Source organism: Gymnodinialimonas sp. JB5-7, assembly GCF_055693405.1.
On sequence record NZ_JBVFUX010000004.1, the window covers coordinates 257,629 to 280,263 of the forward strand.

The following is a 22,635-nucleotide window of genomic DNA, read 5'->3' on the forward strand; positions in this document are numbered from 1 at the left end:
TGCGTTGCGTTCAGCCCTTTTTCGTCTCACCCTTGCGTACGTGCTTGTTGAGGCGTGAGGGCGTCGATTTCTTGCGGTTCTTGTAGGGGTTATCATCCGCCTGGCTGCGCATCCACAACCGGATCGGCGTGCCGGGCATATCGAAATCCTCACGCAGACCGTTTACCAGATACCGCGAATAGGCCTCAGGCAGTTTGTCGGGATGCGAACACATCACAACAAAACCCGGGGGCCGGGTCTTGGCCTGGGTCATGTAGCGCAGCTTGATGCGACGCCCGCCCGGCGCGGGGGGCGGATGCGCCTCGATCATCCCACCGAGCCATTGGTTCAGTTTGGCCGTCGAGACGCGCGTGTTCCACGTTTCCTGCGCTTTCATGATGGCCGCATGCAGGCGGTCAAGACCCTTGCCCGTCTTGGCAGAAACCGTCACCAAGGGTGCGCCACGCAATTGGGGCAGCAGTTTTTCAAATCCTGCCCGCAGATCCTTTAGCTTTTGCTGCTTTTCCTGCTCTACGTCCCATTTGTTCACAGCGACGACCACCGCGCGCCCTTCGCGCTCGGCCAGATCGGCGATGCGCAGATCCTGGGTCTCGAACGGGATCGCGGCATCCAGCAGGACCACCACAACTTCCGCGAACTTCACCGCGCGCAGGCCATCTGCAACCGAAAGCTTTTCCAGCTTTTCCTGCACCTTGGCGCGTTTGCGCATGCCCGCCGTATCGAAGATCTTCATCGGCACGCCGTCCCATTCGAACGGCAGGGCAATGGCATCGCGGGTGATCCCGGCCTCAGGGCCGGTCAGCAATCGGTCCTCGCCAATGATCTGGTTGATCAGAGTGGACTTGCCTGCATTCGGACGGCCAACAACAGCAATTTGCAAGGGTTTAGAACGGCTTATGACGCGATCTTCACCCTCGATATCGACGTCGGTTTCTGCCTCTTCAACGGGCTTCGCCTCAATCAAGGGCGCAAGACTGATGGCAAGATCGCTCATGCCCTCACCGTGCTCGGCACTCAGACCAATTGGCTCCCCCAATCCAAGGCCGTAAGCCTCCAACATGCCGGACTGGCCCGCATTGCCTTCTGCCTTGTTGCACCCCAGAAGCACGGGCTTGCCGGATTTGCGCAGGATGTCGGCGAAATACTCATCCGCTGCTGTCACCCCGGCGCGCGCGTCGATGACAAACAGCGCGGCATCGGCCATCTGGACGGCATGTTCCGTCAGCCGCCGCATCCGGCCTTGCAGGCTGTCATCGGTCGCATCCTCAAGGCCGGCTGTATCCACCACCGTGAACCGCAAGGGCCCCAACCGCGCATCGCCTTCACGCAAGTCGCGCGTGACACCGGGCTGGTCATCGACCAGCGCCAGCTTCCGGCCCACAAGCCGGTTGAACAGCGTCGATTTGCCAACATTGGGACGCCCGACAATGGCGAGGGTGAAGGACATGGGACTACCTCTAACAGAAGGCGCGGCTCTACGCCCTTCTTGGCGCTATTTCAAGCGTCGCAGTGCAGTCTCGATCGCGTTGGAAAAGGCCGCACGGTCGGCCTTGCTGAACGGCTTTGCCCCCCGATCCCCTGCCCGTCCAATCCGGCCCGGATGTCGGCCATGATCGCCCGGGTCGCGACCTGAGACCCGATGGAGTTTTTGGTGAAGGCTCTGCCCTTGGGCTCCAGCACAGCCGCACCCTTTTCCAGGCACCGCTCCGCCAAAAGAATATCCGCCGTCACGACAAGGGTCTGGGGACCCGCCGCTTCGGCAATCAGATCGTCGGCGGCGTCAAACGCATCGCCGGCCATTTGCATAGAGATCAAAGGATGCTCCGGATGGCGCAAATAAGAGCCGGCCACAAGCCGCACCGCAATCCCGTGGCGCCAGGCGGCTTTGTAGATCTCCTCCTTCACCGGACAGGCATCGGCGTCGACCAGGATCAAGGGATCAGTCAAAATGACCCTCCGGAAATGGCACCGACATCTCGACGCCAGACGCCTCTCGTAACGTCAAAACGCCTTTCTTGAGCGTCACGGCCTGAATTTCCGTCCAACCCGGCGGGCGGGGCAAGGACACCATCGCGTGCCGGATGGTGTGCAACTCCCCCAAGGGGAGGGTTGTGGGCACATCCATCGACGTCAGCACGTTGTCGGCGCAGGCCGCAGCCAATCCTTGCCCACCCATGGCGCGCCCATCTTCGATACCCAGAACGCCCGTATGTCGACTGTTCCACGGCGGAAAATCCCGTGCGCCGTTGGATATCCAAAGCATCGTGACAGGCATCATGACCGGGTCCTTCAGGACCAACAGCATATCGTCCTCGGCATTGCGCATCACACAGGTCCAGCCGAGCGTGTTCTCGCGGGACTCCACCAACGTGCAGAAATCCTCAACCAGATGACCCGCCGGATAGGTTCGCCCATCCCACTGACCACCGCCTTCCAACTCAAGGTGAAGATCACCGCGCAACTGGCCGAGTTGCCAATAATTGAACCCGTCATGTTGAGGCGCAGGATCGGTCAGCGCCGCGCGTTTCGTGCTGAAGGAGATGCGCCCGCCCTCTTCCATCCGGACCATCGGATGGTGGGCGAAGGTCACATCGCTGCGCCCTTTGTCGATGATGTGCCGCTGCAACAGGCTTTCGCCCACGACCTGAATTTCCTTGGCCACAACGGCGTCATGCATCTTTGGCAGGCCGTTGGCAAAGACGCCTCTATTGCCCTCGACGCTCAAGACCGACCAAGGATCATTGGCTGTTGGCCCATGGATGGGATGGCCATGCACATCGTCTTTCCCGAAGGGCATGCAAAAGAAGTCCCCGGCCAGCCGTTTGTCGACATCCGCGACGCTCAGATCGGATTGAACAGCGTCCTCGTCCCGCCAAGGCGCGACATGCAAAGGCGTTCGCCCGCCAACGGACCAGACCGGGATATTGCCCGCGTCGGTGTCGAAAACCGCATGCGCATCGCCGTGCTTGAGGTCGATCATCATGTCGCGGCCAGCTCCGACAAAGCTGTCTGCAGCAAGGCCGCGTCCGAGCCGCACCCCAGAAACGTCACGCCAAGGTCAATCATGCGCGCCTCCGCCTCCGCCCCGCCCACGATGATGCCGGCGGCTTTTCCGCCTTGGCAAATCGTCGCAATCCCATCTGCAACCGCCTGCCACAGGGCAGGGTTTGCGAGATCATCGCGGTAGCCCATATCCGCCCCCAAATCGGCTGGCCCAATGAACACGCCGTCCACGCCGTCGACCGAGGTGATCCCCGCCAAATCCTCCATGGCCGCACGGCTTTCGGCCTGCACCAGAATGCAGATGTCATCATTTGCGCTGGCTGCATACGCCCCAATTCCGCCGTAGCGGCCCGCACGCGCAACCATCGCGCCCATGCCCCGTACACCGTCAGGCGGGTAGCGGCACGCGCGCACGACCGCCGCGGCCTCATCAGCTGAATTCACCATGGGCACCAGAAGGGTCTTCACACCAAGGTCCAACGCCTGCTTGATGATCCAATCCTCGGCCACAGGTACGCGCACGACGGCCTCGGTGCCTGTCCCCTCAAGTGCGATCAACTGCTCGCGGATGGCGGACGGATCCCACGGACCATGTTCGCCATCAATCAGGCACCAATCAAACCCGGCCTGCCCGGCCATCTCTGCCGTGACCGCGCCCGGAAGGTTCAGCCACAGACCCCGCTGCAAACGTCCCTCGACCAGTGCTGCCTTCAACCGATTTCCCACGCGAAGTCCCCCATTTCGTACCTCCGGCAAAAATTGCCGCAGGGGCGCTGCTTGTCCACCCATAAGGTGCGCAGCACCTTGCCCAATCCCCTGCAACACAACCCCTTTTACTTTGCGAAGCTCAAAGCTAATCTCCCCGGCATCAAGGGCGATGAACGCCCATCCACAGGGAGAAAATTGATGAAGAAGTTTTTGCTGGCATCCGCCGCAACCATGGCGCTGACCGGTGCCGCTGCCGCTGATGGCCATCAGGGTGATGTGACCCTTGGTGTGATCCTCGGCTTCACCGGCCCGATCGAATCGATCACACCTGCCATGGGCGACGGGGCCGAGCTTGCGATGGCCGAAGTCACCGAATCCGGCGCACTTTTCGGTGGCGCTGCTGTCACCTCGGTTCGCGCAGACTCGACCTGCGTTGATAGCTCGGCAGCTCAAGCCGCGGCTGAGCGTCTGATCACGTCCGATGGCGTGCATGGCATCGTGGGTGCTGACTGCTCCGGCGTGACCGGCTCGATCCTTGCCAACGTCGCCGTGCCAAACGGCATGGTCATGATTTCGCCGTCCGCCACGTCCCCCGGTCTTTCGACCGCTGAAGACAACGGCCTCTTCTTCCGCACCGCGCCTTCCGACGCCCGTCAGGGTGTTGTGATGGCAGAAATCATCATGGAGCGTGGCATCGACACCGTCGCCGTCACCTACACCAACAACGATTACGGCCAGGGCCTCGCCGACGCCTTCACCGCCGCTTTTGAAGCAGCCGGTGGCACCGTGACCCTCTCCGCCGCCCATGAAGATGGTCGCGCGGACTACTCCGCCGAAGTCGGCGCGCTGGCATCCGCCGGTGGCGATGCGCTTGTTGTGGCAGGCTACGTGGACCAAGGCGGCTCTGGTGTGATCCAGGCGGCGTTGGACACGGGCGCATTTGAAACCTTCGTCTTCCCGGACGGGATGGTCTCTCAGGCGCTGGTTGACAACTTCGGCTCCGACATCGACGGCTCGTTCGGCCAGAACCCGGGCACCGACAGCGAAGGCGCGGGCCTCTTCCAGGCGATGGCCGAGGAAGCAGGCTTCGACGGCACTTCGCCGTTCTCGGCTGAGTCCTACGACGCCGCAGCCCTGATCATGCTCGCCATGGCCGCCTCCGGTTCGCGCAATGCCGCCGACTACATGGGCTCCGTCATGGATGTTGCAAACGCACCGGGCACCGAGATCCTGCCGGGTCAGCTTGGCATGGCGCTTGAGATGATCGCCAACGGCGAAGACATCGACTATGTCGGCGCCTCCGCAGTTGAGCTCATCGGTGCAGGCGAAAGCGCCGGCAACTACCGTGAGATCGAGATCGTCGATGGTGAGCTGTCGGTCGCTGGCTACCGCTAAGCGCTGATCGTTGAGACCTTCAAACAGCCCGGTGTCATCGCCGGGCTGTTTTTCCAAGTAAAGGAAGCGCTCGGCATGATCGACGTTCAAAACCTCCACAAGCACTTCGGCGGCTTCCACGCCGTGGATGGCGCGTCGCTGAGGATCGAGACGGGCTCGATCACCGGGTTGATCGGCCCCAACGGAGCCGGAAAAACCACACTTTTCAATGTGATCGCTGGCGTTCTTGAACCAACGTCCGGGCGGGTTCAGATGGACGGCGAGGACATCACAGGCCTGCCGCCGCACAAACTCTTCGGCAAGGGCCTCTTGCGGACCTTCCAGATCGCGCATGAATTCAGCTCCATGACCTGCCGCGAGAACCTGATGATGGTGCCCGAAGGCCAGACCGGCGAAAGCCTGTGGAACACATGGTTCGGACGCAAACGCATCGCCGACGAAGAACGCGCATTGCGCGCCAAGGCCGACGAAGTCCTCGAATTCCTGACGATCACCCACCTCGCCGACCATCCGGCAGGCGCCGTCTCCGGCGGGCAGAAAAAGTTGCTGGAGCTTGGCCGCACCATGATGGTCGACGCCAAGATCGTCTTCCTCGACGAGGTCGGCGCAGGTGTGAACCGCACGCTACTGAATACTATCGGCGACACGATCCTGCGCCTGAACAAGGAACGGAACTACACCTTCTGCGTCATCGAACATGACATGGATTTCATCGGCAAAATCTGCGGTCCGGTGATCTGTATGGCCGAAGGAAAGGTCCTGGCGGAAGGCACCCTTGATGAGATCAAGGCCAACGAGCAGGTAATCGAAGCCTATCTGGGCACCGGCCTGAAGAACAAGGATCAGCTTGAAAGCACGCCTGCATGATCAAGGCGTGGACGGTGCTGGCGGTCGCGGCTCTCGGCGCACCGGCGTTCGCGCAAATCAGCCCCAAGGACGGCGATCTGCCCATGCCGGGTTCCGCCCCATGCCCCCTGATTGCCGAACCCGTCCGGTTCTGCGGGACGTCCCCGCAATTCGTGCTGACGCCCCAGTCCGACAACAGCGAAATCACCAGCTACTACGCGACCCCGCAGGGCATACAGGCCATCGCCGTGGTGGAGCCCATTGGCCGGGCAGACGGGCTAACCATCGAACGCCTGCAAGAAGTGGCCCTGGAAAACCTTGCCGCAGCCGCGAATGTGAGCGTCGAGTCTCTTCCCGTGATCCAGCGCGGCCAGCTGATCATTGCAGGCGGACCGCATCCAAATTTCGTCTACCGCGGAACAGTTGATGGGGAAATGTACGTCTACTCGAACTCTCTTCTGTTGATGGAGAACAGCGTCGCCCAGTTCGTCACGATCGAGGCTGGCGTGACCACCTATTCGCCACGCCACCGCTCCCTCCACTTGCAATTCCTCGATCAAATGCAGGTCGGTCAATGATCCCGGCACGTGTGATGGTCGTAGCACTCGCCGCCGGCCTCGCAAGTCCGGCAGTCGCTGATTGCATCGACTGGGGCACCGACCTTGAGGTCTGCAGCACACCCGACCTGACGGTTGCCTACAACGAGTTCGGATTCCCAACGGTCGAGATCCGAACCGACCGCCGCCTCACCCAGCTGTTCTGGACTGTTGCCGGCCCGCGGATCGAGTCCGAGGGTGATGTGGAGACGACCTTTTGGACCGTCTGGAGCCTTGTCGCCGATCGCCTTGAAAGCCGGGGGCATTTGGAATTCAATCGTGATCGGACCTACGAAATCAATGGGCAGACCGTCTACGGCAATCCATTTATTCTGCGGCCCGAGGGCAATTCGAATTCGTTCTACATCCACCTCGCTGTATTCGAGGCCCATGGCATTCCAGTCGCCCTTGAGATCATAGAACCCGTATTCAACTATGACCGCGAAGCCACCAGTGGCTTGATTGCGCAAGCCATGGATATGATACAGCCACAAGGCACCGGCCAATGATCCGGTGCCTCCCACTTCTCAAGTCAGGCCAACCATGACCCAGACCGCAGCCGCCACCGAAACCACAACGCCCTTCCTGATTGGCGATGCCATGACGGGCGGCTACGGCTCGGGCGCCGATATCCTGCACGCCTGCACCATTGCCGTGAACCCTGGCGAGATTGCCGTGATCGTCGGCCCGAACGGCGCGGGGAAATCCACAGCGATGAAGGCCGTCTTCGGAATGCTGAACCTGCGCGAAGGGAATGTGATGCTCGACGGCGCCGACATCTCGCACCTCACGCCGCAGGCACGCGTTGCGGCGGGCATGGGGTTCGTGCCCCAGACCTCCAACATCTTCACGTCCATGACGGTTGAAGAAAACCTGGAGATGGGCGCATTCATCCGCCGCGACGATTTCCGCACCACCATGGAACAGGTCTATGACCTCTTCCCGATCCTGCGCGAAAAACGCAAGCAGGCGGCGGGCGAGCTTTCGGGCGGCCAGCGCCAACAGGTTGCCGTCGGCCGTGCGCTGATGACCCAGCCGAAAGTCCTGATGCTGGATGAGCCGACCGCAGGCGTCAGCCCCATCGTGATGGATGAGCTCTTTGACCGCATCATCGAAGTCTCGCGCACCGGTATACCTATCCTCATGGTAGAACAAAATGCCCGCCAAGCGCTGGAGATCGCTGATCGCGGTTATGTCCTTGTGCAGGGACGCAATGCCTATACCGGCACCGGCAAGGAACTTCTGGCCGACCCCGAAGTGCGCAAAAGCTTCCTCGGGGGATAAGCGTAGATGGAAGCCGTCGTCGTCCTTCTCACCTGCCTCTTCGCCACATTCTGTGCGCCCGATGGCAGTTGCACGGACACGGCCCCTCTGCCCGTGACGCTGGATTTCGGGGCCGATGACCAGTCAATCCGCTTGTGGACCTCGGCGGACGCGACAGGCCGTCCGGTCGAAGTGGAAATCGTTCCCCCTTACCAAGCGCGCAAGGGCAGGCCCTGCACCTACTGTCACGGTCTCGCGATCATGGCGCATTGCTGCTTTCGCTCCGTGCCATCCCGTCCGACGACACGACGACGCGCGCCAGCCTACGCCTTCATCCAGACCGCGGCGGCAATCCGACAGGCCCGGACGCGCTTTTGTCGGAAGCCATCTGCACACAGCGGTTTGCGGCCCCATGATAGTCTGGTGGAGAAGAGGCGCACCAAGCATTTTCATGGCTCTGCTGGCCGCGACGACCGCGCATGCGACCCTTGATGATGATCCTGCAACGCCACTTTCCTACGCCGCTTCCTGCGAAACCGTCGAGATTTGCCGCGAAAACAGCGGCTGCGCCGCCTTTCCGACCTTCGGCAGCCTGTCCCTTCAGATCACGGGCGACACCGGCCAGCTTGGCCCTGAACCCGACGATCCGCGCCCTTTGCAGGTCTATCACGCCCTTGACACCACGCCGCCCGATCCCGAAGACCTCGGCCTCCGCTTCATCGTGGAACAAGAGCCGACAGACCCGCTCACCCGGCGCTTCGCCTATGTCGACCAAACCCGCGCCGGCCCCGCCGGGCGATATTTCATCCTTGAATGCACGGAGCAGGCGGAATGATCCGCCTGCTTCCACTCCTTCTGACCTTTGCCGCCTCCCCCGCCGCCGCCACTGGCCTCGCTTGCACCTTTACGCAGCTCTGCTCGCCCCTGACCGATTGCCAGTCCCATCCTGGATTGCCTTTCACCTTCGACGTCATTAGCGGCGCTCTGGCCCTGACCGCGCCAGACGGCATCACATTCGGCACACCTCTTTCGCATGTGGAGGCCCCAGCCCTGTCGCTGATCTTTGACACCCAGCCCGATCAAACGCTTCTGCTCAGCGTATCGCCCACCGGCGAAGCAGTGATGACGCAGCATGACTTTGAGGCAGCAGGCAGGATGGCCTCGGTCAGCTATTTCGGTAACTGCGAGCCTGCCTCATGATCCGTATCGCCGCCCTCCTGCTAGTGGCGACGCCCGCATATGCTGACGTCCTGATCTGCGGCTTCGTCCCCATGGACTGCGCCCCGGGCGTGCTGTGCGACCCATATGAAGTCACGATCAACACCCATCACGGCGCTGAAGCTCCGATGTTCGACTATGGCGGCCACATTTCGCCCATTCGCGCGGTGCCCGACGAAACGGTTGAGGCCCCCAGCTATGTGACCCTCGGCCATGGCGACCGCGAAATCATTACGCTGTTCGATGGATTCGACGCCATTCACACCCGCCACTTCACTCTGAACGGTCAGCCCGCAGCTCAAACGACCATTGGTCGCTGCACCAGTTTCTACTGAGAGGTTCCATGCGCCCCGTCTCCAACGCAGTCTCCATCGCCGCCCTCCTTTGCACATTGCCATTCGCCGCGCCTGCGCAAGAGGCGCCAGTGGATTGGACGTGCCTTCTGAACGTGATGTGCCCCCATACGGGCGCCTGTCGCGACCTGGATCAAACACTGCGCATCATTGAGGGTGATGAGACTTGGACGGTAGAGTGGATTAATACCGACCTGCCGTCTGACTATGCTCTGGTCGCTGATCTCCCACCGGTTGTGGGCGCCGTCCACCAGACCCGCGTGCGCAGCCTCATGCACCGCGATGAGGCGACGCAAACGGTGCAGACCCTGACCTTCGACAGCACCGGACATGTGATCGTCACCACCCACCAACCGCACGCTGGCATGCAGGTTGTCACCGGTCTTGGCACCTGTGAGCCGTCCTGATGGCCGGCGTACTTGCAGAGGCGCTGCGTATCGGGGGCCTCGCGCCGCGCGCCATGTGCCACCACTGCACATCGGTATCAGAGGTCACGTCATGATCCGCGTCTTGCTCGCCTCGCTCTTGCTCACCACCCCTGCCATGACCGAGCCTTGGAACTGCACCTTCAACACGACTTGCATGGCCAGCCTCGACTGCTTCGATCAGGCCAATTCCGCGCGCCTGATCGCCGCCGATCACGCGGGTGAGTTGTTTCTGGAATGGCAGGGCGAACAGCTCCGCGCGACCGTGCTGGACGATAGCACCACCTACGCCGCCATCGGCCCCGGCGGAACAGCCCTTCTCACCATCACCGGCCCATTGGCGTACCTCACAACCCACCAGGCTGCCGTCACAAACTTTTTCGGCAGTTGCGAGACCATCGGAAATTGATAAAACCGACCAAACGCCACAGAGCGAGACCTAAACGGGGACAATCCACTTGGACTTTCTAAACGCGCTCGTCACTTTGGCGAATTTCGTGATCATCCCCGCCACCGCCTATGGCGCACAACTTGCGCTTGGCGCGCTCGGCGTGACGTTGATCTACGGAATCCTGCGGTTCTCGAACTTTGCCCATGGCGACACGATGGCCTTCGGGACCATGATCACCATTTTCGGAACCTGGGGCCTGCAAGCCGCAGGCGTCAGCTTTGGCCCACTGCCCACGGCGCTCCTCGCCCTGCCCCTTGGTATCGCCGTCACGGCCCTACTGATGATCGGCACCGACCGCACCGTTTACCGCTTCTACCGCGAAAACAAAGCCAAGCCTGTGATCTTCGTCATCGCGTCCCTCGGCGTCATGTTCATCATGAACGGCATCGTCCGCTTCCTGATTGGCGTCGATGACCAGCGGTTTGCGGACGGAGAGCGCTTCATCATCCGCGCCCGCGATTTCCGCGAGATGACGGGTCTCGACGAAGGCCTGGCCTTCCGCACGACCCAAGGCATCACCATCGTGGTGGCGCTGATCGCTGTGATAGCACTCTTTTGGTTCCTCAACCGAACGCGCACGGGAAAATCCATGCGCGCGTTTTCCGACAACGAAGACCTCGCGCTTCTATCGGGCATCAATCCGGATCGCGTCGTTCTCGTCACCTGGATCATCGTGGCGGCACTCGCCACCACCGCAGGCGTCCTCTACGGCCTCGACAAAAGCTTTAAACCCTTCACCTATTTCCAGCCTGCTTCTGCCGATCTTCGCCGCCGCCATCGTGGGTGGCCTCGGCAACCCGCTGGGTGCGATCCTCGGCGGCTTCCTCATCGCCTTCTCCGAGGTCGGCGTGACATACGCGTTCCGCAAGGTCGTTGGCTATCTGGGGCCGGAGGATTGGCAGCCCGAGGGCCTGCTGCAACTGCTCAGCACCGACTATAAATTCGCCGTTTCCTTCGGCATCTTGCTGATTGTGCTGCTCTTCAAACCCACCGGCATCATGAAGGGGAAATCGGTATGAGCGACGCCACCACCACCCCTCAGACGGGCAATTCCAAAACCCTTCTGCTTTTCGCGCTCGTCGCCGTGCTCTTCATCGGCACGGGCTTCGTGCAGTCGTGGAACACCGCGCTGACGATCTTCAACATGGGGCTGATCTCGGCCATCATGGCCCTCGGCGTGAACATGCAATGGGGCTATGCGGGCCTCTTTAACGTGGGCGTCATGGGCTTTGTGGCGCTCGGTGGCCTCGCCGCTGTACTTGTCTCCAGCGATCCAGTGCCAGAGGCCTGGGCCGCCGGTGGCCCCAGCGTCCTGTTGGGCCTGGTTCTTGGTGCCATGACAATCGTGGCCGCCATCTTGACCTATACCAAACTCCCTGCCGGTCGCCTGCGGGCACTGGCCGTTTTGGTCGTCCTGGTTGGCGGCTTTGCGATCTTCCGCACGGTCTTCGACCCTGCTGTTGAGGCCGTGGAGGCCGTTGACCCCGCCTCCACCGGATTCCTCGGCGGCCTCGGTCTGCCCGTGATCCTCGCCTGGCCCATGGGCGGCGTCCTCGCCGCAGGCGCGGCCTGGATCATTGGCAAGACGGCCCTTGGCCTGCGCTCCGACTATCTCGCCATCGCTACCCTCGGCATCGCCGAGATCATCATTGCGGTCCTCAAGAACGAGGATTGGCTGGCCCGCGGCGTCAAGAACGTCACCGGCATCCCCCGCCCGGTCCCTTACGAGGTCGACCTGCAGGCGAACGAGGCTTTCGTGAACGCCTTCTCTGACCCCGTCACGGCCTCCACCATCACCGTCAAACTCGCCTATGCGGGCCTGTTCATCCTGTTCCTCATCGCCCTCATCTGGCTCAGCGAGAAAGCGTGGAACTCCCCTTGGGGCCGCATGATGCGCGCGATCCGCGATAATGAGGTCTCGGCGTCGGCCATGGGCAAGGACGTCAAAGCCCGCCACCTGCAAATCTTCATCCTCGGCTCCGCCGTATGCGGCCTTGCGGGCGCGATGATGACCACACTCGACAGCCAGCTTGTACCGGGCACCTACCAACCCCTGCGCTTCACCTTCCTGATCTGGGTCATGGTGATCGTCGGCGGGTCGGGCAACAATTGGGGCGCGGTTCTTGGGGGCTTCCTGATCTGGTGGCTCTGGGTTCAGGTGGAGCCGATGGGCCTCATGCTGATGCAGGGCCTCACCTACTTCATGGAACCGGGCTCACCGCTCTCCGAACACCTCCTCGACAGCGCCGCGCATATGCGCCTGCTGACCATGGGCCTGATCCTGCTGCTGGTGCTCAGGTTCAGCCCACGGGGGCTGATCCCGGAACGGTAGGCACTCTACAGATTCCCGAACCCACCGGGTTCCGGAAAGACGCATTGCCCAAGCTCTATCGATCGAACCGCTAGAAAGAAGTCGGCCTCGCCTGCGGCAGTAGTGACGCCGATCGCAATGCGTGCCCCGTCGCGAAACCGACCCAATTCACGCCAATACCTTGCCTCAAAGACTGCAGCATCACACAAGAGTTCAAGCGGCGGCGGTTCATCGAGGCCCTCCGGCTGTGAAAAGATCGGATACGCCTCGGCGCCCCATGGCTGCAACTCTTCCAGGTCATCGAGCTCCGCAAAGCCCAGGAAAGCCCACCCATCCAAGCCGCCCTGATAGGTCAAAGCCGAAGGTCCTGCGTTCGAAATCACGGTACATGCGCCATCAACCACAGAAATCGGTACGTGAGCCGCGGCAATCCTTCGTTCGCTGTCATTCGTTTGTCCGTACGCCAGGCTGACCCTGAAGACGTCCGTGCGCCCGAGATCGGCTGATGGTGGAACGGGACGATGCGCAAGAAGCGTTGCGCAAAGGGCATTCAACACAACCGTGTCGGAGAGAGCCTCCGGCGCTTCGCTACGACCATCCCATTGCGCACCGTGCACAACCGCGCGTATCTCAAAGTGATCCTGAAAAGAAACCCATTCGATATCACGGATGTCCCAATAGGCTCCCAATGCCCACAAACGAGCAGAGGACTCTTGCGCAAGAACATGTTGCACACACAGCCAAAAAACCATGCTGGCTGCAATCGCAGTCCGAACCAAAAAACGCTCCTACCGATGACAACTCTTAACACGCGCTGTTTGGACTCCGCTCAAGGCGCGATAACAACGCGCACAATTCCACCGGAGATCGAAAAGCAATGTCAATGATGTGAAGTACGTGCGACTTCAACGGCGCACCCCCTTCATATTGCCAGAAAACCCTCGGGGGTATGCGCTTGCTTTTGGATGCGCAAAGAAGGCAGCACCCCGACCAAGAGGATCAAAGATCCCTAACGAGAACCATCTTTTCTTGCAGTTACAGGGGCCTGAACCCTGGTAGCACGCGTGCTACCGCCACCTCACCGCCCCTCGTACACCGGCGCGCGCTTCTCCAGGAACGCCAGCACGCCCTCCTTGAAATCCCGCGTCTTTCCGCATTGGCCTTGCAACTGACCCTCCAGTTTCAGCCTGCTCTTCCAATCCATTCCCAAAGCTCGCCCGCATCACCTGCTTGACCCGCTTGAACGCCTCCGTCGGACCGCTCGCCAGACGCTGCGCCCGGCCCATCCAGACGGCTTCAAATTCCTCATCCGAGGCCACTTCCCAGATCATGCCCCAATCGGCTGCCTGCTGCGCGCTGATCTTGTCGGCAAACAACGCCGCCCCCATCGCGCGCTGCAAACCAATCGTGCGTGGCAAGGCCCAGGTGCCGCCCGCATCCGGGATCAACCCGATCCGCGTGAAGGCCTGAATGAACGAGGCTGACTCCGTCGCAATCACCACATCACAGACCAGCGCAAGGTTCGCCCCCGCCCCAGCCGCCGTCCCGTTCACGGCCGCAATCACCGGCACCGGGCAGTCGACAATCGCCATCAACATCGGGATGTATTCGTCACGCAACGTGCGCTCCAGGTTCAGGTTCGCCGCATTCGCGCGATCCCCCAGATCCTGCCCTGAACAAAACGCGCGCCCGGTCCCAGTCAGCACCACAACCCGTGCCTCATTGCCCGCCGCCGTCACCGCATGGGTGATCTCAGCCCGCATTTGCGTGTTGAGCGCGTTCATCACATCAGGCCGGTTCATTGTGATGACAGCCATGCCGTCACGGTCTTCGCGGGTAATCGTTTCATAGTCCATGGAGGTGCCTCCCATTGCGTTGGGCGGACCCTAAGCGAACCGATCAGTTCAGAAAAGCGGAAACGCTGCGTCAGTCTGCGCGGTCATCCTCGAGGATCGCATCCAACCGCGCCTGCTCGTCCGCGCTCAGCCCGGCCTCCGCCGGTGCAGGTGCGCTCGCCCGGCCACGGATATAGACAACCGACAGGCCAATCCCGGCCCCGAGAAGCACCAGCGGCAAAACCCACAACACGCGGTTGGCGCCATCAAAATTGGGGCTGAGAAGAACATACTCGCCGTAGCGGGCAACGATATAGTCAACGACCTCCGTATCGCTGTCGCCTTCAACCAACCGCTCCCGAACAAGCAGCCGAAGGTCGCGGGCAATATCGGCGCCCGACTCGTCGATGCTCTCGTTCTGGCAGACCGGGCACCGCAACCCGGCGGAGATATCGCGCGCGCGCTCCTCCAACACAGGCATCGTCCAGCACCTCGTCGGGCTGCACCGCCCCAACCGGCACAGCCGCGAGGAGGATCGCGGATCCGAGGAGGGCTGCACACACCAGTCGCCTCATTCCGCAGGCACTCCTGCCGCAGGCGCTTTCGCAGCGCCAGCCGCAACGCGGTAACGACGGTCCGACAGGCTCAGGATACCGCCCAAAGCCATGATGATCGTGCCGCCCCAGATCCAGTTCGCAAACGGCTTGATCCAGACCCGCAAGGCCCAACCTCCGCCGACCTGCGGATCCCCAAGGGTCACGTAGACATCGCGCGTCACACCACTGTTGATGCCCGCCTCAGTGGTCGGCATGCCCGCGACCGGGTAAATCCGGCGCTCAGGGTTCAGCAGGGCAGATGTCCGCCCCCGTCTCAGGCGTCGCGCACGGCGACAGAGGCCATGGTGGACAGGTAATTCGGCCCCTGCACGGTCTCGTCCACGCCCAAAAGCTCAATCTCGTAGGCGCCGACTTGATAGGCCTCACCCTCACGCGCGACGCGAATATCCTCAATCTGGTAGCCGGTCAGCGTGACAACCCCGAACATCGTGATCCCCACGCCCGCATGGGCGATGGACTTGCCCCAATCCGCGCGCGGCAGGCGCGTGAGGCGCGCAAACCGCCCTCCGATCGCGCCGCGCCCGGTCCGCGACCAGAGATCGGTCGCGGCACCCGCCACAAGCCAGACCGCAAGGCCAACACCGATAGGTCCGATGGCAGACCGGCCCGTCCACATGGCCCAGGTCAGCAAGCCCACCGCCAGTGCCAGAACCGCAGCCGGGACCAGCGCGCGCACAGGCTTTGCAATCGTGGCCCGCTTCCACGGCATCATCGCCGCGATGGGAAGGGCCACCGACAAGGCAAAGACAAATGGCGTGAACGCCGCATCAAAGAAGGGCGGTCCGACGGAGAGCGTGCGGTCAAAGAACAGCTCCGCAATCAGAGGCCAGATCGTGCCGGTGAAGACCACAAAGGTCGACACGGCCAGGATGAGGTTGTTGAAGCACCAACCCACTCTCGCGACTAACGATGCCGAACACCCCCTTCGCCTCCATCGTGCCGGCGCGCAAGGCGAACAGCAGCAGCGCACCGCCCATGAAGACGGCCAGGATCATCAGAATGAACAGCCCACGCTCAGGGTCATTGGCGAAGGCGTGGACCGAGGTCAGCACGCCGGAGCGCACGATAAAGGTCCCGATCAGGGAGAATCCGAAGGCAAGGATCGCCAGAAGGATTGTCCAGCTTTTCAGGCTTTCGCGCTTTTCAACCACAATGGCCGAATGCAGCAGCGCGGCCGAAATCAGCCAGGGCATGAAACTCGCATTCTCGACCGGGTCCCAGAACCAGAAACCACCCCAGCCAAGCTCGTAATACGCCCACCAGGATCCAAGGCCGATGCCAATGGTCAGAAACACCCAGGCCGCCAAGGTCCAGGGACGCACCCATCGGCCCCAGGCCGCATCGACGCGACCCTCGATCAAGCGCGGCAACGGCGAAGGAGAATGCCATGCTGAGGCCCACATAGCCCAGATAAAGGAACGGCGGGTGGAACGCCAAGCCGGGGTCCTGCAACAAAGGATTAAGATCCTGCCCGTCAAAAGGCGGGCTGGCCAGCCGCAGGAACGGGTTGGACGTGAACAGGATGAAGGCAAAAAACGCAACGGCAACGGCGCTCTGCACCGCCAACACGCGGGCGCGAAGGGTCGGTGGTAGGTTCTTCCCGAACCAGCTGGCACAGGCGCCGAAGAGGGTCAGGATCAATACCCACAGCAGGAGCGAGCCTTCATGGTTCCCCCAAACGCCGGTGATCTTGTAGAGCAGCGGCTTGTCGGTATGCGAGTTGGCGACCACGAGGCTCAGCGAGAAATCCGAGGTTACAAACGCATAGGTCAGTGCGGCAAAGCTGAACGCCGTCAGCACGAACTGCGCTGAGGCCGCTGGATCAGCCGTCGCCATCCATCCTCGATTGCCTGCCCAGGCGCCCGCCATGGGCACAACCATCTGAAAGATCGCCACGGCGAAGGCGAGGATCAGTGCGAAATGTCCGAGTTCTACGATCATGACCCACAGTCTAGGTCATGCGCGCGGGAGTGACCATAGGATGTGACGACGTGGCCGATCGGATTTCGCCGCGTTGACGCAGATGTCATGTCCCAGTGTGCGGGTCTTGTGCGCGTTGCCCATTCAGGAATGAATAGCGTTGCCACCAAAACATGCCCTAGCTATTCACCCGTGAATGATCAACGTGATACCCCTTGCCCTTTAGGAGCGGAAATCACGCGTGTCCCGGGCCGCTCAACGGCCCCGGAACAGCCCACCCAGAACACCCCGCACGACCGCCCGGCCTGTGCGCGTGCCAAGCTGTCGGGCGAAACTTTTGGCGAAGGTCGTGCCGATGCTGTCTGAGCGGGACGAAGACCGGCGTTGCCGCACGGGGCGCGAGGATGATCGGCTGACGCCCCCACCAGAATAGCGCCGACCGGCCCGATATTCGCGTTCAGCGGCCTCAGCCTCCTCCTCGGCCTCTTCTGCCTGCTCCGCCTCCTTCGCGGCCTCAGCTGCGCGTTTCTGGAGGATTTCAAAAGCACTTTCGCGGTCTTGCAGCGTGTCATACTTACCAGCCACGGGCGACGCACCCATCAAGGCGGCCCGCGTCGCAGGTTCGATCGGGCCAAGCTGCGAAGACGGCGGGCGGATCAGCGTGCGTTGCGCGATCCCAGGGACGCCTTTGCGTTCGAGGAGGGAGGTCACGGCCTCACCCACGCCCACCTCGCGGATCGCGTCCTCGATATCCAGATCCGGATTTTCGCGGTAATTTTCTGCCGCCTGCTTGAGCGCCCTGCGATCCTTCGCGGTAAAGGCCCGCAACGCGTGCTGCACACGATTGCCAAGCTGGCCCAGAATGTCTTCGGGCACATCGGCAGGGTTTTGCGTGATGAAATAAACTCCAACGCCTTTCGACCGGATCAGGCGCGCGACCTGTTCCACCTTATCCACTAACGCCTTGGGCGCGTCTTCAAACAGCAGATGGGCTTCATCGAAGAAGAAAACGAGCTTGGGTTTGTCCGGATCTCCGACTTCAGGCAGCGTTTCAAACAGTTCGGACAGAAGCCACAACAGGAACGTTGCGTAGAGACGTGGCGACTGCATCAGCTTGTCAGCGGCGATGATGTTGATGCGCCCTGCGCCGCTTTCGTCTTTCAGGAACAAATCATCAAGTTCCAATGCCGGTTCACCGAAGAACTGTGCGGCGCCCTGCCCTTCCAACACCAAAAGGCGTCGTTGGATCGCGCCGATGGACGCCGTTGAGACATTGCCATAGCGCAGGGACAGCGTTTTGCGATTTTGGCCCACCCAGACAAGGAGCGCCTGCAGGTCTTTCAGATCCAGCAGGGCCATCCCCTCCTCATCCGCGACGCGGAAGGCGATGTTCATGACCCCTTCCTGCGCTTCGCTGAGTTCCAAAAGACGTGACAATAGAAGCGGACCCATCTCGGCCACTGTTGTGCGCACCGGATGGCCTTGCTCCCCGAAAAGATCCCAGAAAGTCACAGGGAACGCGCGATACGCATAGTCGGTGAAATTGATGGTCGCCGCGCGGTCCATAAAGGGTTGGTGCAGCTTGAAGTCGGGTGAGCCCGATTGCGCCAGCCCGGAGAGATCCCCTTTGACGTCCGACAGAACCACGGGGACACCCAAAGCAGAAAAGCTTTCGGCCAAAATCTGCAGGGTCACGGTCTTGCCTGTTCCCGTGGCGCCAGCGATCAATCCGTGCCGGTTTGCATAGTCCGGCCGCAGAACTTGAGCTTCGCCGTAATCACGGCCACCGCCCCCCACAAAAATCCCGTTTTCGACCTGGTCTGGCATCGAATTTGTCCCTGCAGTCCGTTTTTCTGCCGATACCAATACATTTTTAACCTTTGGATGCCAGTCTATCCCCACGCCGCGCTTTTGCGCGGTGTTGACTTCCTCCCTGTCAACTGGCCGCGCCCCGCTTGGGCGCGGTTTTTTTTGGCCATTTGGTCAGGAAAAACAGGCGATCGTTCACATCTGCAAATTTCCCCAAAAGCCCTGTTGACGGCTGCGACACCTTCGCATAGCGTCCGTCGCATAAGTCGGCCAGTCCGACAGGGAGAGAAAACGCAAAGGGTCCGTGCGCGGGCCCTTTCGCTATTTTAGGCACGAATTTTTTGGCGCTGACAGGCGCACCCCTGGCATGTTAGCCAACGGTGGGTTGGCAGGCGCACCTTCGATTTCGGTGCCCGAGCAGAGCCAACCGAAAAAGCAAAAGGACGCACACCTGATGACCGTGTTTAACAAATTTGCCACCCTGAGCTTTGCTGCTGCAATGGTCGTATCGAACGCAGCGTTTGCGCAGGACGATCCCCTTGTTCTTCCGGATCGCAGCGAAGTCGAAGCGGGCGAAACTTTCGTGGCCGAGATCTATCGCGATTGGCAGATCCGTTGCATCCGGGCGGAAACCGACGAAGCGCCGGATCGTTGCGAGATGTTCCAATTGCTGGAAGAGGAAAACGGCAACCCGGTCGCAGAATTCCGTGTGGGGGCCGAGCTGTTTTCCCCGACGAAGCCGTGGCATCGGCGACCATCCTGACGCCGTTGGACACGCTGCTGAGCCCCGGGCTTCAGATGCAAATCGACGATGCCGAAGCGGTTGTTCTGCCCTACGCCTTCTGCCGCCCCATCGGCTGCTTCGTTCAGATCTCACTGACCGAGGAAAACGTGGCGCTGTTCCAGAACGGAGCTGACGCTCTGGTGGTTCTGTTTGCTTTGACCCGCGACGAATTCGGTCAGATCGGCGGCATTCCCGTGCCAACCCAAGCGTCGCTGCGTGGGTTCACCGCCGCCTACGAAGATCTGCTGGAACGCCGGACCGAGATCATCGCATTCATTGAAGCGCAAGAAGCCGCTGCCGCCGCTGCTGAAGGCGATGAAGGCGATGAAGGCGATGAAGGCGATGAAGGTGGTGAAGAAGGCGCCGAAGAAGCAACCGAGTAGGTTGAACTCACATCAAAGCAAGAAGGCCCGCCGATGCAGCCGCGCGGGCTTTTCTTTTGCATGAGCAGATAACTAGCGCGCGGACCGCAAGGCCAGAACGGCGTTCAATCCACCAAATGCAAAGGCGTTGGAAAGGCAGGCGTCGACCTTCGCCTCGCGCGCCACATTCGGGACGACGTCCAACGCGCATTCAGGGTCAGGCTCTTCATAACCGATGGTGGGGGCCACGATGCCGTCTTTCAACGCCATGATGCAGGCCAACAACTCTACCGCGCCGGTACCGCCGATCAAATGCCCGTGCATGGATTTGGTCGACGAGATCATCAGATCATCGGCGTGATGCCCGAATGCGTGGGCAACCGCCGCGCATTCGACCTTGTCATTGGCTGCCGTGCCGGTCCCGTGCGCATTGATATAGCACACGTCTTCCGGGTTCAGGTTGCCATCGGTCAACGCGCCGGTAATCGCACGCGCGGCCCCCTGCTGGGACGGCATGACAATATCCGCCGCATCGGACGTCATCGCAAAGCCCACAACCTCTGCCAAGATATCAGCCCCGCGTGCACGTGCATGCTCATATTCCTCGAACAAGAACACCGCGGCCCCCTCGCCCTGGACCATGCCGTTGCGATTGGCACTGAACGGGCGGCAGGCGTCTTTTGACATGACGCGCAAGCCCTCCCATGCCTTCACGCCGCCAAAGGACAGCATCGCCTCGGACCCGCCTGTTACCATCACATCGGCCATGCCGCAGCGGATCAGGTTGAAGGCCTGCCCCATCGCATGGTTGGACGACGCGCAGGCTGTTGCCACTGAAAAGGATGGGCCTTTGAGGTTGTATTCCATGCTGACATGGCTGGCGGCGGCGTTGTTCATCAGCTTCGGCACGACGAAGGGATGAACGCGGTTCTTCCCCTCTTCATAGACCGAGCGATAGTTCTCGTCCCAGGTGTTCACGCCGCCACCGGCGGTTCCGAACACCACGCCCGTTCGCGTCGCCAATGCACCGGAGAAATCGAGCCCGCAGCCGTCCAGCGCCTGTTTTGTGGCGATCAGCGTGAACTGAGTGAACCGGTCGTAAAGCGCAATCTGTTGGCGGTTGAACAGGGCTTCGGGGTCATAACCTTTGACCTGCCCACCGATCTTGACCGAAAGCCGGTCGACATCGCGCAACTCCAGATCACCGATACCACAACGCCCTTCGCGAAACGCTTCAAGCGTTGTCGCGATGTCATGGCCAAGCGCATTGATTGTACCTTGACCGGTGATGACAACGCGGCGCACCGGTCAGCCCTTTTGCTCGGCCACCAGGCCTTCAACAGCCTTCACGATGGCGGCGACCGAAGAAATATCGAAATCGCTGGCCTGAGGCTCGTTCGCGTTAAAAGGCACTTGGATATCAAAGGCTTCTTCAATGGCGAAGATCGACTCGACCAGCCCAAGGCTGTCGATGCCCAAATCGTCCAACGTTTGGTCCATCGATACGTCCGATGGCTCCAAAACCGCCTGCTCTGCGATGATCGCGATGATCCTGTCCTGAACGCTTTCGCCCATGGAGTGGTACCCTTCCTCTTGAGAAGGCATTTAGGGCGTATCATCCGGCTTTGACAGGGCTTTTTGCAGTTCCGTCACGGCCCGTGTGGTGCGCGGAAGGCGACGGAGCGCTTTGTACATCTCGACATGAGTGTCCATTTTGACGGCCGGATGCCCCATGACCATCCGACCTGACGGGACATTGGTGAACAGCTTGGATGATCCGGCGGCGACAACATCACTGCCAATGACGATATTGTCGTTCACACCGCACTTGCCGCCCAGAACCACGCGGTCGCCCATCTGAACGGACCCGGCAAAACCCGTTTGGCCGCAGATCAGGCAATCCTTTCCGATCACACAGTTATGGCCGATATGAACAAGGTTATCGATCTTGGTGCCGTCCCCGATCACAGTGTTTGCAATCGTGCCGCGATCAATGGCGGCGTTTGAGCCCACCTCAACGTCATGGCCGATCACAAGTGAGCCGAGCGAGTGGATGCGGGTCCAGCTTTGGGCGGTCGCCGCGTTCTCGGCCTTGCCAAGGGTCGCGCGGGCCTGTTCGACCATGGATGTCTCAGGCGTCACGAAACTGAAACCGTCTCCACCCAGAACGGCTCCGGGTTGCGCGATAAACCAATCCCCGATGTGGACGTGGTGGCAAATGCGAACGCCTTCATGGATCAGTGCATCATCGCCGATCACAGCGCCTGCCCCGATGCTGACATGGGAGGCGATCCGTGCATTCTCGCCTATCCGCACGTCCGGGCCGATCACAACAAACGGTCCGATTGCAGCACCCGGCCCTATTTGCGCTGTCTCATCAACAACGGCGCTTGGGTGTATGCCTGGCGCAATCAAAGGCCCTGCGTCCATCGCGGAGGTCACCCCGGCCATGGCGTACCGTGGGCGGGGTGCGATAATTGCAGCCTCCAAGCCAAGCGCCTGCCAATCCATACCCGCGCCGATGACTGCGGCCCGTGCGCCACCTTTTGCAAGCCCTTCCGCGAATTCGGGCTTCATCGCCAGTGCCAGATCTTCCGGGCCAGCCTGCGCAGGTTCGGCCACGCCGCGCACCAAAAGATCGGCGGCGCCCAGGGCCTCTGCCCCAAGCGCCGCCGCAATGTCTCTGATCGTGTAAGCAGCCATGCCGCCCCCGCTTGTGTGTTGCGGGTGGATTTAGCT

At 61.3% G+C, this 22,635-nt stretch carries 25 protein-coding genes and 4 pseudogenes; 14 read left to right on the forward strand and 15 right to left on the reverse strand.

Translation table 11 applies throughout. The features are described 5' to 3' along the window. Window positions 1-10: 10 nt before the first annotated feature. The 4 genes from der to ACZ1HK_RS01925 are packed head-to-tail and all read right to left on the reverse strand — an operon-like array spanning window position 11 to window position 3,717. Window positions 11-1,447 (reverse strand): ribosome biogenesis GTPase Der, encoded by a 1,437-nt coding sequence (gene der / locus ACZ1HK_RS01910; protein WP_472627227.1) that lies wholly within the window; start codon window positions 1,445-1,447, stop codon window positions 11-13. Between the two features lie 50 nt (window positions 1,448-1,497). Continuing rightward, complete coding sequence (locus ACZ1HK_RS01915) at window positions 1,498-1,947, reverse strand: DUF188 domain-containing protein (RefSeq protein ID WP_472627228.1); 450 nt, start codon at window positions 1,945-1,947, stop codon at window positions 1,498-1,500. Further along, window positions 1,940-3,037 (reverse strand): hypothetical protein, encoded by a 1,098-nt coding sequence (locus ACZ1HK_RS01920; protein ID WP_472627229.1) that lies wholly within the window; start codon window positions 3,035-3,037, stop codon window positions 1,940-1,942. Before ACZ1HK_RS01920 ends, ACZ1HK_RS01915 begins: the two co-directional genes overlap by 8 nt. Next, complete coding sequence (locus tag ACZ1HK_RS01925) at window positions 2,980-3,717, reverse strand: HpcH/HpaI aldolase family protein (protein WP_472627231.1); 738 nt, start codon at window positions 3,715-3,717, stop codon at window positions 2,980-2,982. The genes ACZ1HK_RS01920 and ACZ1HK_RS01925 overlap by 58 nt, the downstream gene beginning before the upstream one ends. 192 nt (window positions 3,718-3,909) lie before the next feature. Between ACZ1HK_RS01925 and ACZ1HK_RS01930 the strand changes: the two genes are divergently transcribed. The 12 genes and pseudogenes from ACZ1HK_RS01930 (at window position 3,910) to ACZ1HK_RS01985 (ending at window position 12,590) form a co-directional block, all read left to right on the forward strand. After that, window positions 3,910-5,106 (forward strand): ABC transporter substrate-binding protein, encoded by a 1,197-nt coding sequence (locus ACZ1HK_RS01930; protein ID WP_472627232.1) that lies wholly within the window; start codon window positions 3,910-3,912, stop codon window positions 5,104-5,106. Between the two features lie 75 nt (window positions 5,107-5,181). Continuing rightward, on the forward strand, window positions 5,182-5,973 hold the full coding sequence (locus ACZ1HK_RS01935) for an ABC transporter ATP-binding protein (RefSeq protein ID WP_472627233.1): 792 nt from the start codon (window positions 5,182-5,184) through the stop codon (window positions 5,971-5,973). Beyond that, window positions 5,970-6,530, forward strand: coding sequence for a hypothetical protein (locus ACZ1HK_RS01940; protein WP_472627234.1), 561 nt, complete (start codon window positions 5,970-5,972; stop codon window positions 6,528-6,530). The genes ACZ1HK_RS01935 and ACZ1HK_RS01940 overlap by 4 nt, the downstream gene beginning before the upstream one ends. Then, window positions 6,527-7,057, forward strand: a complete 531-nt coding sequence (locus ACZ1HK_RS01945) for a hypothetical protein (protein ID WP_472627235.1) — start codon at window positions 6,527-6,529, stop codon at window positions 7,055-7,057. The genes ACZ1HK_RS01940 and ACZ1HK_RS01945 overlap by 4 nt, the downstream gene beginning before the upstream one ends. A gap of 34 nt (window positions 7,058-7,091) precedes the next feature. Beyond that, window positions 7,092-7,832 (forward strand): ABC transporter ATP-binding protein, encoded by a 741-nt coding sequence (locus tag ACZ1HK_RS01950; protein WP_472627236.1) that lies wholly within the window; start codon window positions 7,092-7,094, stop codon window positions 7,830-7,832. A gap of 430 nt (window positions 7,833-8,262) precedes the next feature. Beyond that, window positions 8,263-8,646 carry a hypothetical protein gene (locus ACZ1HK_RS01955; RefSeq protein WP_472627237.1) on the forward strand — a complete coding sequence of 128 codons (384 nt, stop codon included), beginning with the start codon at window positions 8,263-8,265 and terminating at the stop codon, window positions 8,644-8,646. After that, complete coding sequence (locus ACZ1HK_RS01960) at window positions 8,643-9,011, forward strand: hypothetical protein (RefSeq protein ID WP_472627238.1); 369 nt, start codon at window positions 8,643-8,645, stop codon at window positions 9,009-9,011. The genes ACZ1HK_RS01955 and ACZ1HK_RS01960 overlap by 4 nt, the downstream gene beginning before the upstream one ends. After that, the gene (locus tag ACZ1HK_RS01965; protein ID WP_472627239.1) at window positions 9,008-9,364 is read left to right on the forward strand and encodes a hypothetical protein; all 357 of its coding nucleotides are present in this window, start codon (window positions 9,008-9,010) and stop codon (window positions 9,362-9,364) included. The genes ACZ1HK_RS01960 and ACZ1HK_RS01965 overlap by 4 nt, the downstream gene beginning before the upstream one ends. A gap of 8 nt (window positions 9,365-9,372) precedes the next feature. Beyond that, complete coding sequence (locus tag ACZ1HK_RS01970) at window positions 9,373-9,789, forward strand: hypothetical protein (RefSeq protein ID WP_472627240.1); 417 nt, start codon at window positions 9,373-9,375, stop codon at window positions 9,787-9,789. A gap of 91 nt (window positions 9,790-9,880) precedes the next feature. Continuing rightward, window positions 9,881-10,216, forward strand: a complete 336-nt coding sequence (locus ACZ1HK_RS01975; protein WP_472627241.1) for a hypothetical protein — start codon at window positions 9,881-9,883, stop codon at window positions 10,214-10,216. Between the two features lie 49 nt (window positions 10,217-10,265). Further along, a pseudogene (locus tag ACZ1HK_RS01980) lies at window positions 10,266-11,277 on the forward strand (branched-chain amino acid ABC transporter permease). Then, window positions 11,274-12,590 carry a branched-chain amino acid ABC transporter permease gene (locus ACZ1HK_RS01985; protein WP_472627242.1) on the forward strand — a complete coding sequence of 439 codons (1,317 nt, stop codon included), beginning with the start codon at window positions 11,274-11,276 and terminating at the stop codon, window positions 12,588-12,590. The pseudogene ACZ1HK_RS01980 and the gene ACZ1HK_RS01985 overlap by 4 nt, the downstream one beginning before the upstream one ends. A gap of 5 nt (window positions 12,591-12,595) precedes the next feature. Here ACZ1HK_RS01985 and ACZ1HK_RS01990 read toward each other — a convergent pair whose 3' ends face one another. The 8 genes and pseudogenes from ACZ1HK_RS01990 to ACZ1HK_RS02025 form a co-directional block, all read right to left on the reverse strand. Next, complete coding sequence (locus ACZ1HK_RS01990; RefSeq protein ID WP_472627243.1) at window positions 12,596-12,925, reverse strand: hypothetical protein; 330 nt, start codon at window positions 12,923-12,925, stop codon at window positions 12,596-12,598. A 722-nt stretch (window positions 12,926-13,647) separates the two neighbouring features. Beyond that, window positions 13,648-14,425, reverse strand: a pseudogene (locus ACZ1HK_RS01995) (enoyl-CoA hydratase-related protein). 70 nt (window positions 14,426-14,495) lie between these two features. Beyond that, a pseudogene (locus ACZ1HK_RS02000) lies at window positions 14,496-14,979 on the reverse strand (cytochrome c-type biogenesis protein). After that, on the reverse strand, window positions 14,976-15,215 hold the full coding sequence (locus ACZ1HK_RS02005) for a cytochrome c-type biogenesis CcmF C-terminal domain-containing protein (RefSeq protein WP_472627244.1): 240 nt from the start codon (window positions 15,213-15,215) through the stop codon (window positions 14,976-14,978). Before ACZ1HK_RS02005 ends, ACZ1HK_RS02000 begins: the two are co-directional and overlap by 4 nt. Before the next feature lie 59 nt (window positions 15,216-15,274). Continuing rightward, on the reverse strand, window positions 15,275-15,883 hold the full coding sequence (locus ACZ1HK_RS02010) for a cytochrome c-type biogenesis CcmF C-terminal domain-containing protein (protein WP_472627245.1): 609 nt from the start codon (window positions 15,881-15,883) through the stop codon (window positions 15,275-15,277). Further along, window positions 15,822-16,016: a cytochrome c-type biogenesis CcmF C-terminal domain-containing protein gene (locus ACZ1HK_RS02015; protein ID WP_472627868.1), complete on the reverse strand. Its 195-nt coding sequence runs from the start codon at window positions 16,014-16,016 to the stop codon at window positions 15,822-15,824. Before ACZ1HK_RS02015 ends, ACZ1HK_RS02010 begins: the two co-directional genes overlap by 62 nt. A gap of 120 nt (window positions 16,017-16,136) precedes the next feature. Beyond that, a pseudogene (ccsA, locus tag ACZ1HK_RS02020) lies at window positions 16,137-16,962 on the reverse strand (cytochrome c biogenesis protein CcsA); the annotation flags it as partial. Between the two features lie 234 nt (window positions 16,963-17,196). After that, window positions 17,197-18,768 carry a helicase HerA-like domain-containing protein gene (locus tag ACZ1HK_RS02025; RefSeq protein WP_472627246.1) on the reverse strand — a complete coding sequence of 524 codons (1,572 nt, stop codon included), beginning with the start codon at window positions 18,766-18,768 and terminating at the stop codon, window positions 17,197-17,199. A 436-nt stretch (window positions 18,769-19,204) separates the two neighbouring features. Here ACZ1HK_RS02025 and ACZ1HK_RS02030 point away from each other — a divergent pair, with 436 nt between their 5' ends. Together ACZ1HK_RS02030 and ACZ1HK_RS02035 are read left to right on the forward strand one after the other, a co-directional pair. Further along, complete coding sequence (locus ACZ1HK_RS02030) at window positions 19,205-19,513, forward strand: invasion associated locus B family protein (RefSeq protein ID WP_472627247.1); 309 nt, start codon at window positions 19,205-19,207, stop codon at window positions 19,511-19,513. Next, window positions 19,492-19,917, forward strand: coding sequence for an invasion associated locus B family protein (locus tag ACZ1HK_RS02035; protein WP_472627248.1), 426 nt, complete (start codon window positions 19,492-19,494; stop codon window positions 19,915-19,917). The genes ACZ1HK_RS02030 and ACZ1HK_RS02035 overlap by 22 nt, the downstream gene beginning before the upstream one ends. A gap of 72 nt (window positions 19,918-19,989) precedes the next feature. On the opposite strand, the gene ACZ1HK_RS02040 is transcribed toward ACZ1HK_RS02035, so the two are convergent. Genes ACZ1HK_RS02040 through lpxD form a run of 3 tightly spaced genes read right to left on the reverse strand, consistent with a single transcriptional unit; the run spans window position 19,990 to window position 22,599 of the window. Further along, a complete protein-coding gene (locus tag ACZ1HK_RS02040; RefSeq protein ID WP_472627249.1) occupies window positions 19,990-21,201 on the reverse strand; it encodes a beta-ketoacyl-[acyl-carrier-protein] synthase family protein in 1,212 nt (403 codons plus the stop codon). 3 nt (window positions 21,202-21,204) lie between these two features. Then, window positions 21,205-21,471 (reverse strand): acyl carrier protein, encoded by a 267-nt coding sequence (locus ACZ1HK_RS02045; RefSeq protein ID WP_472627250.1) that lies wholly within the window; start codon window positions 21,469-21,471, stop codon window positions 21,205-21,207. A gap of 30 nt (window positions 21,472-21,501) precedes the next feature. Continuing rightward, the gene (gene lpxD, locus ACZ1HK_RS02050) at window positions 21,502-22,599 is read right to left on the reverse strand and encodes a UDP-3-O-(3-hydroxymyristoyl)glucosamine N-acyltransferase (RefSeq protein ID WP_472627251.1); all 1,098 of its coding nucleotides are present in this window, start codon (window positions 22,597-22,599) and stop codon (window positions 21,502-21,504) included. Window positions 22,600-22,635 lie beyond the last annotated feature (36 nt).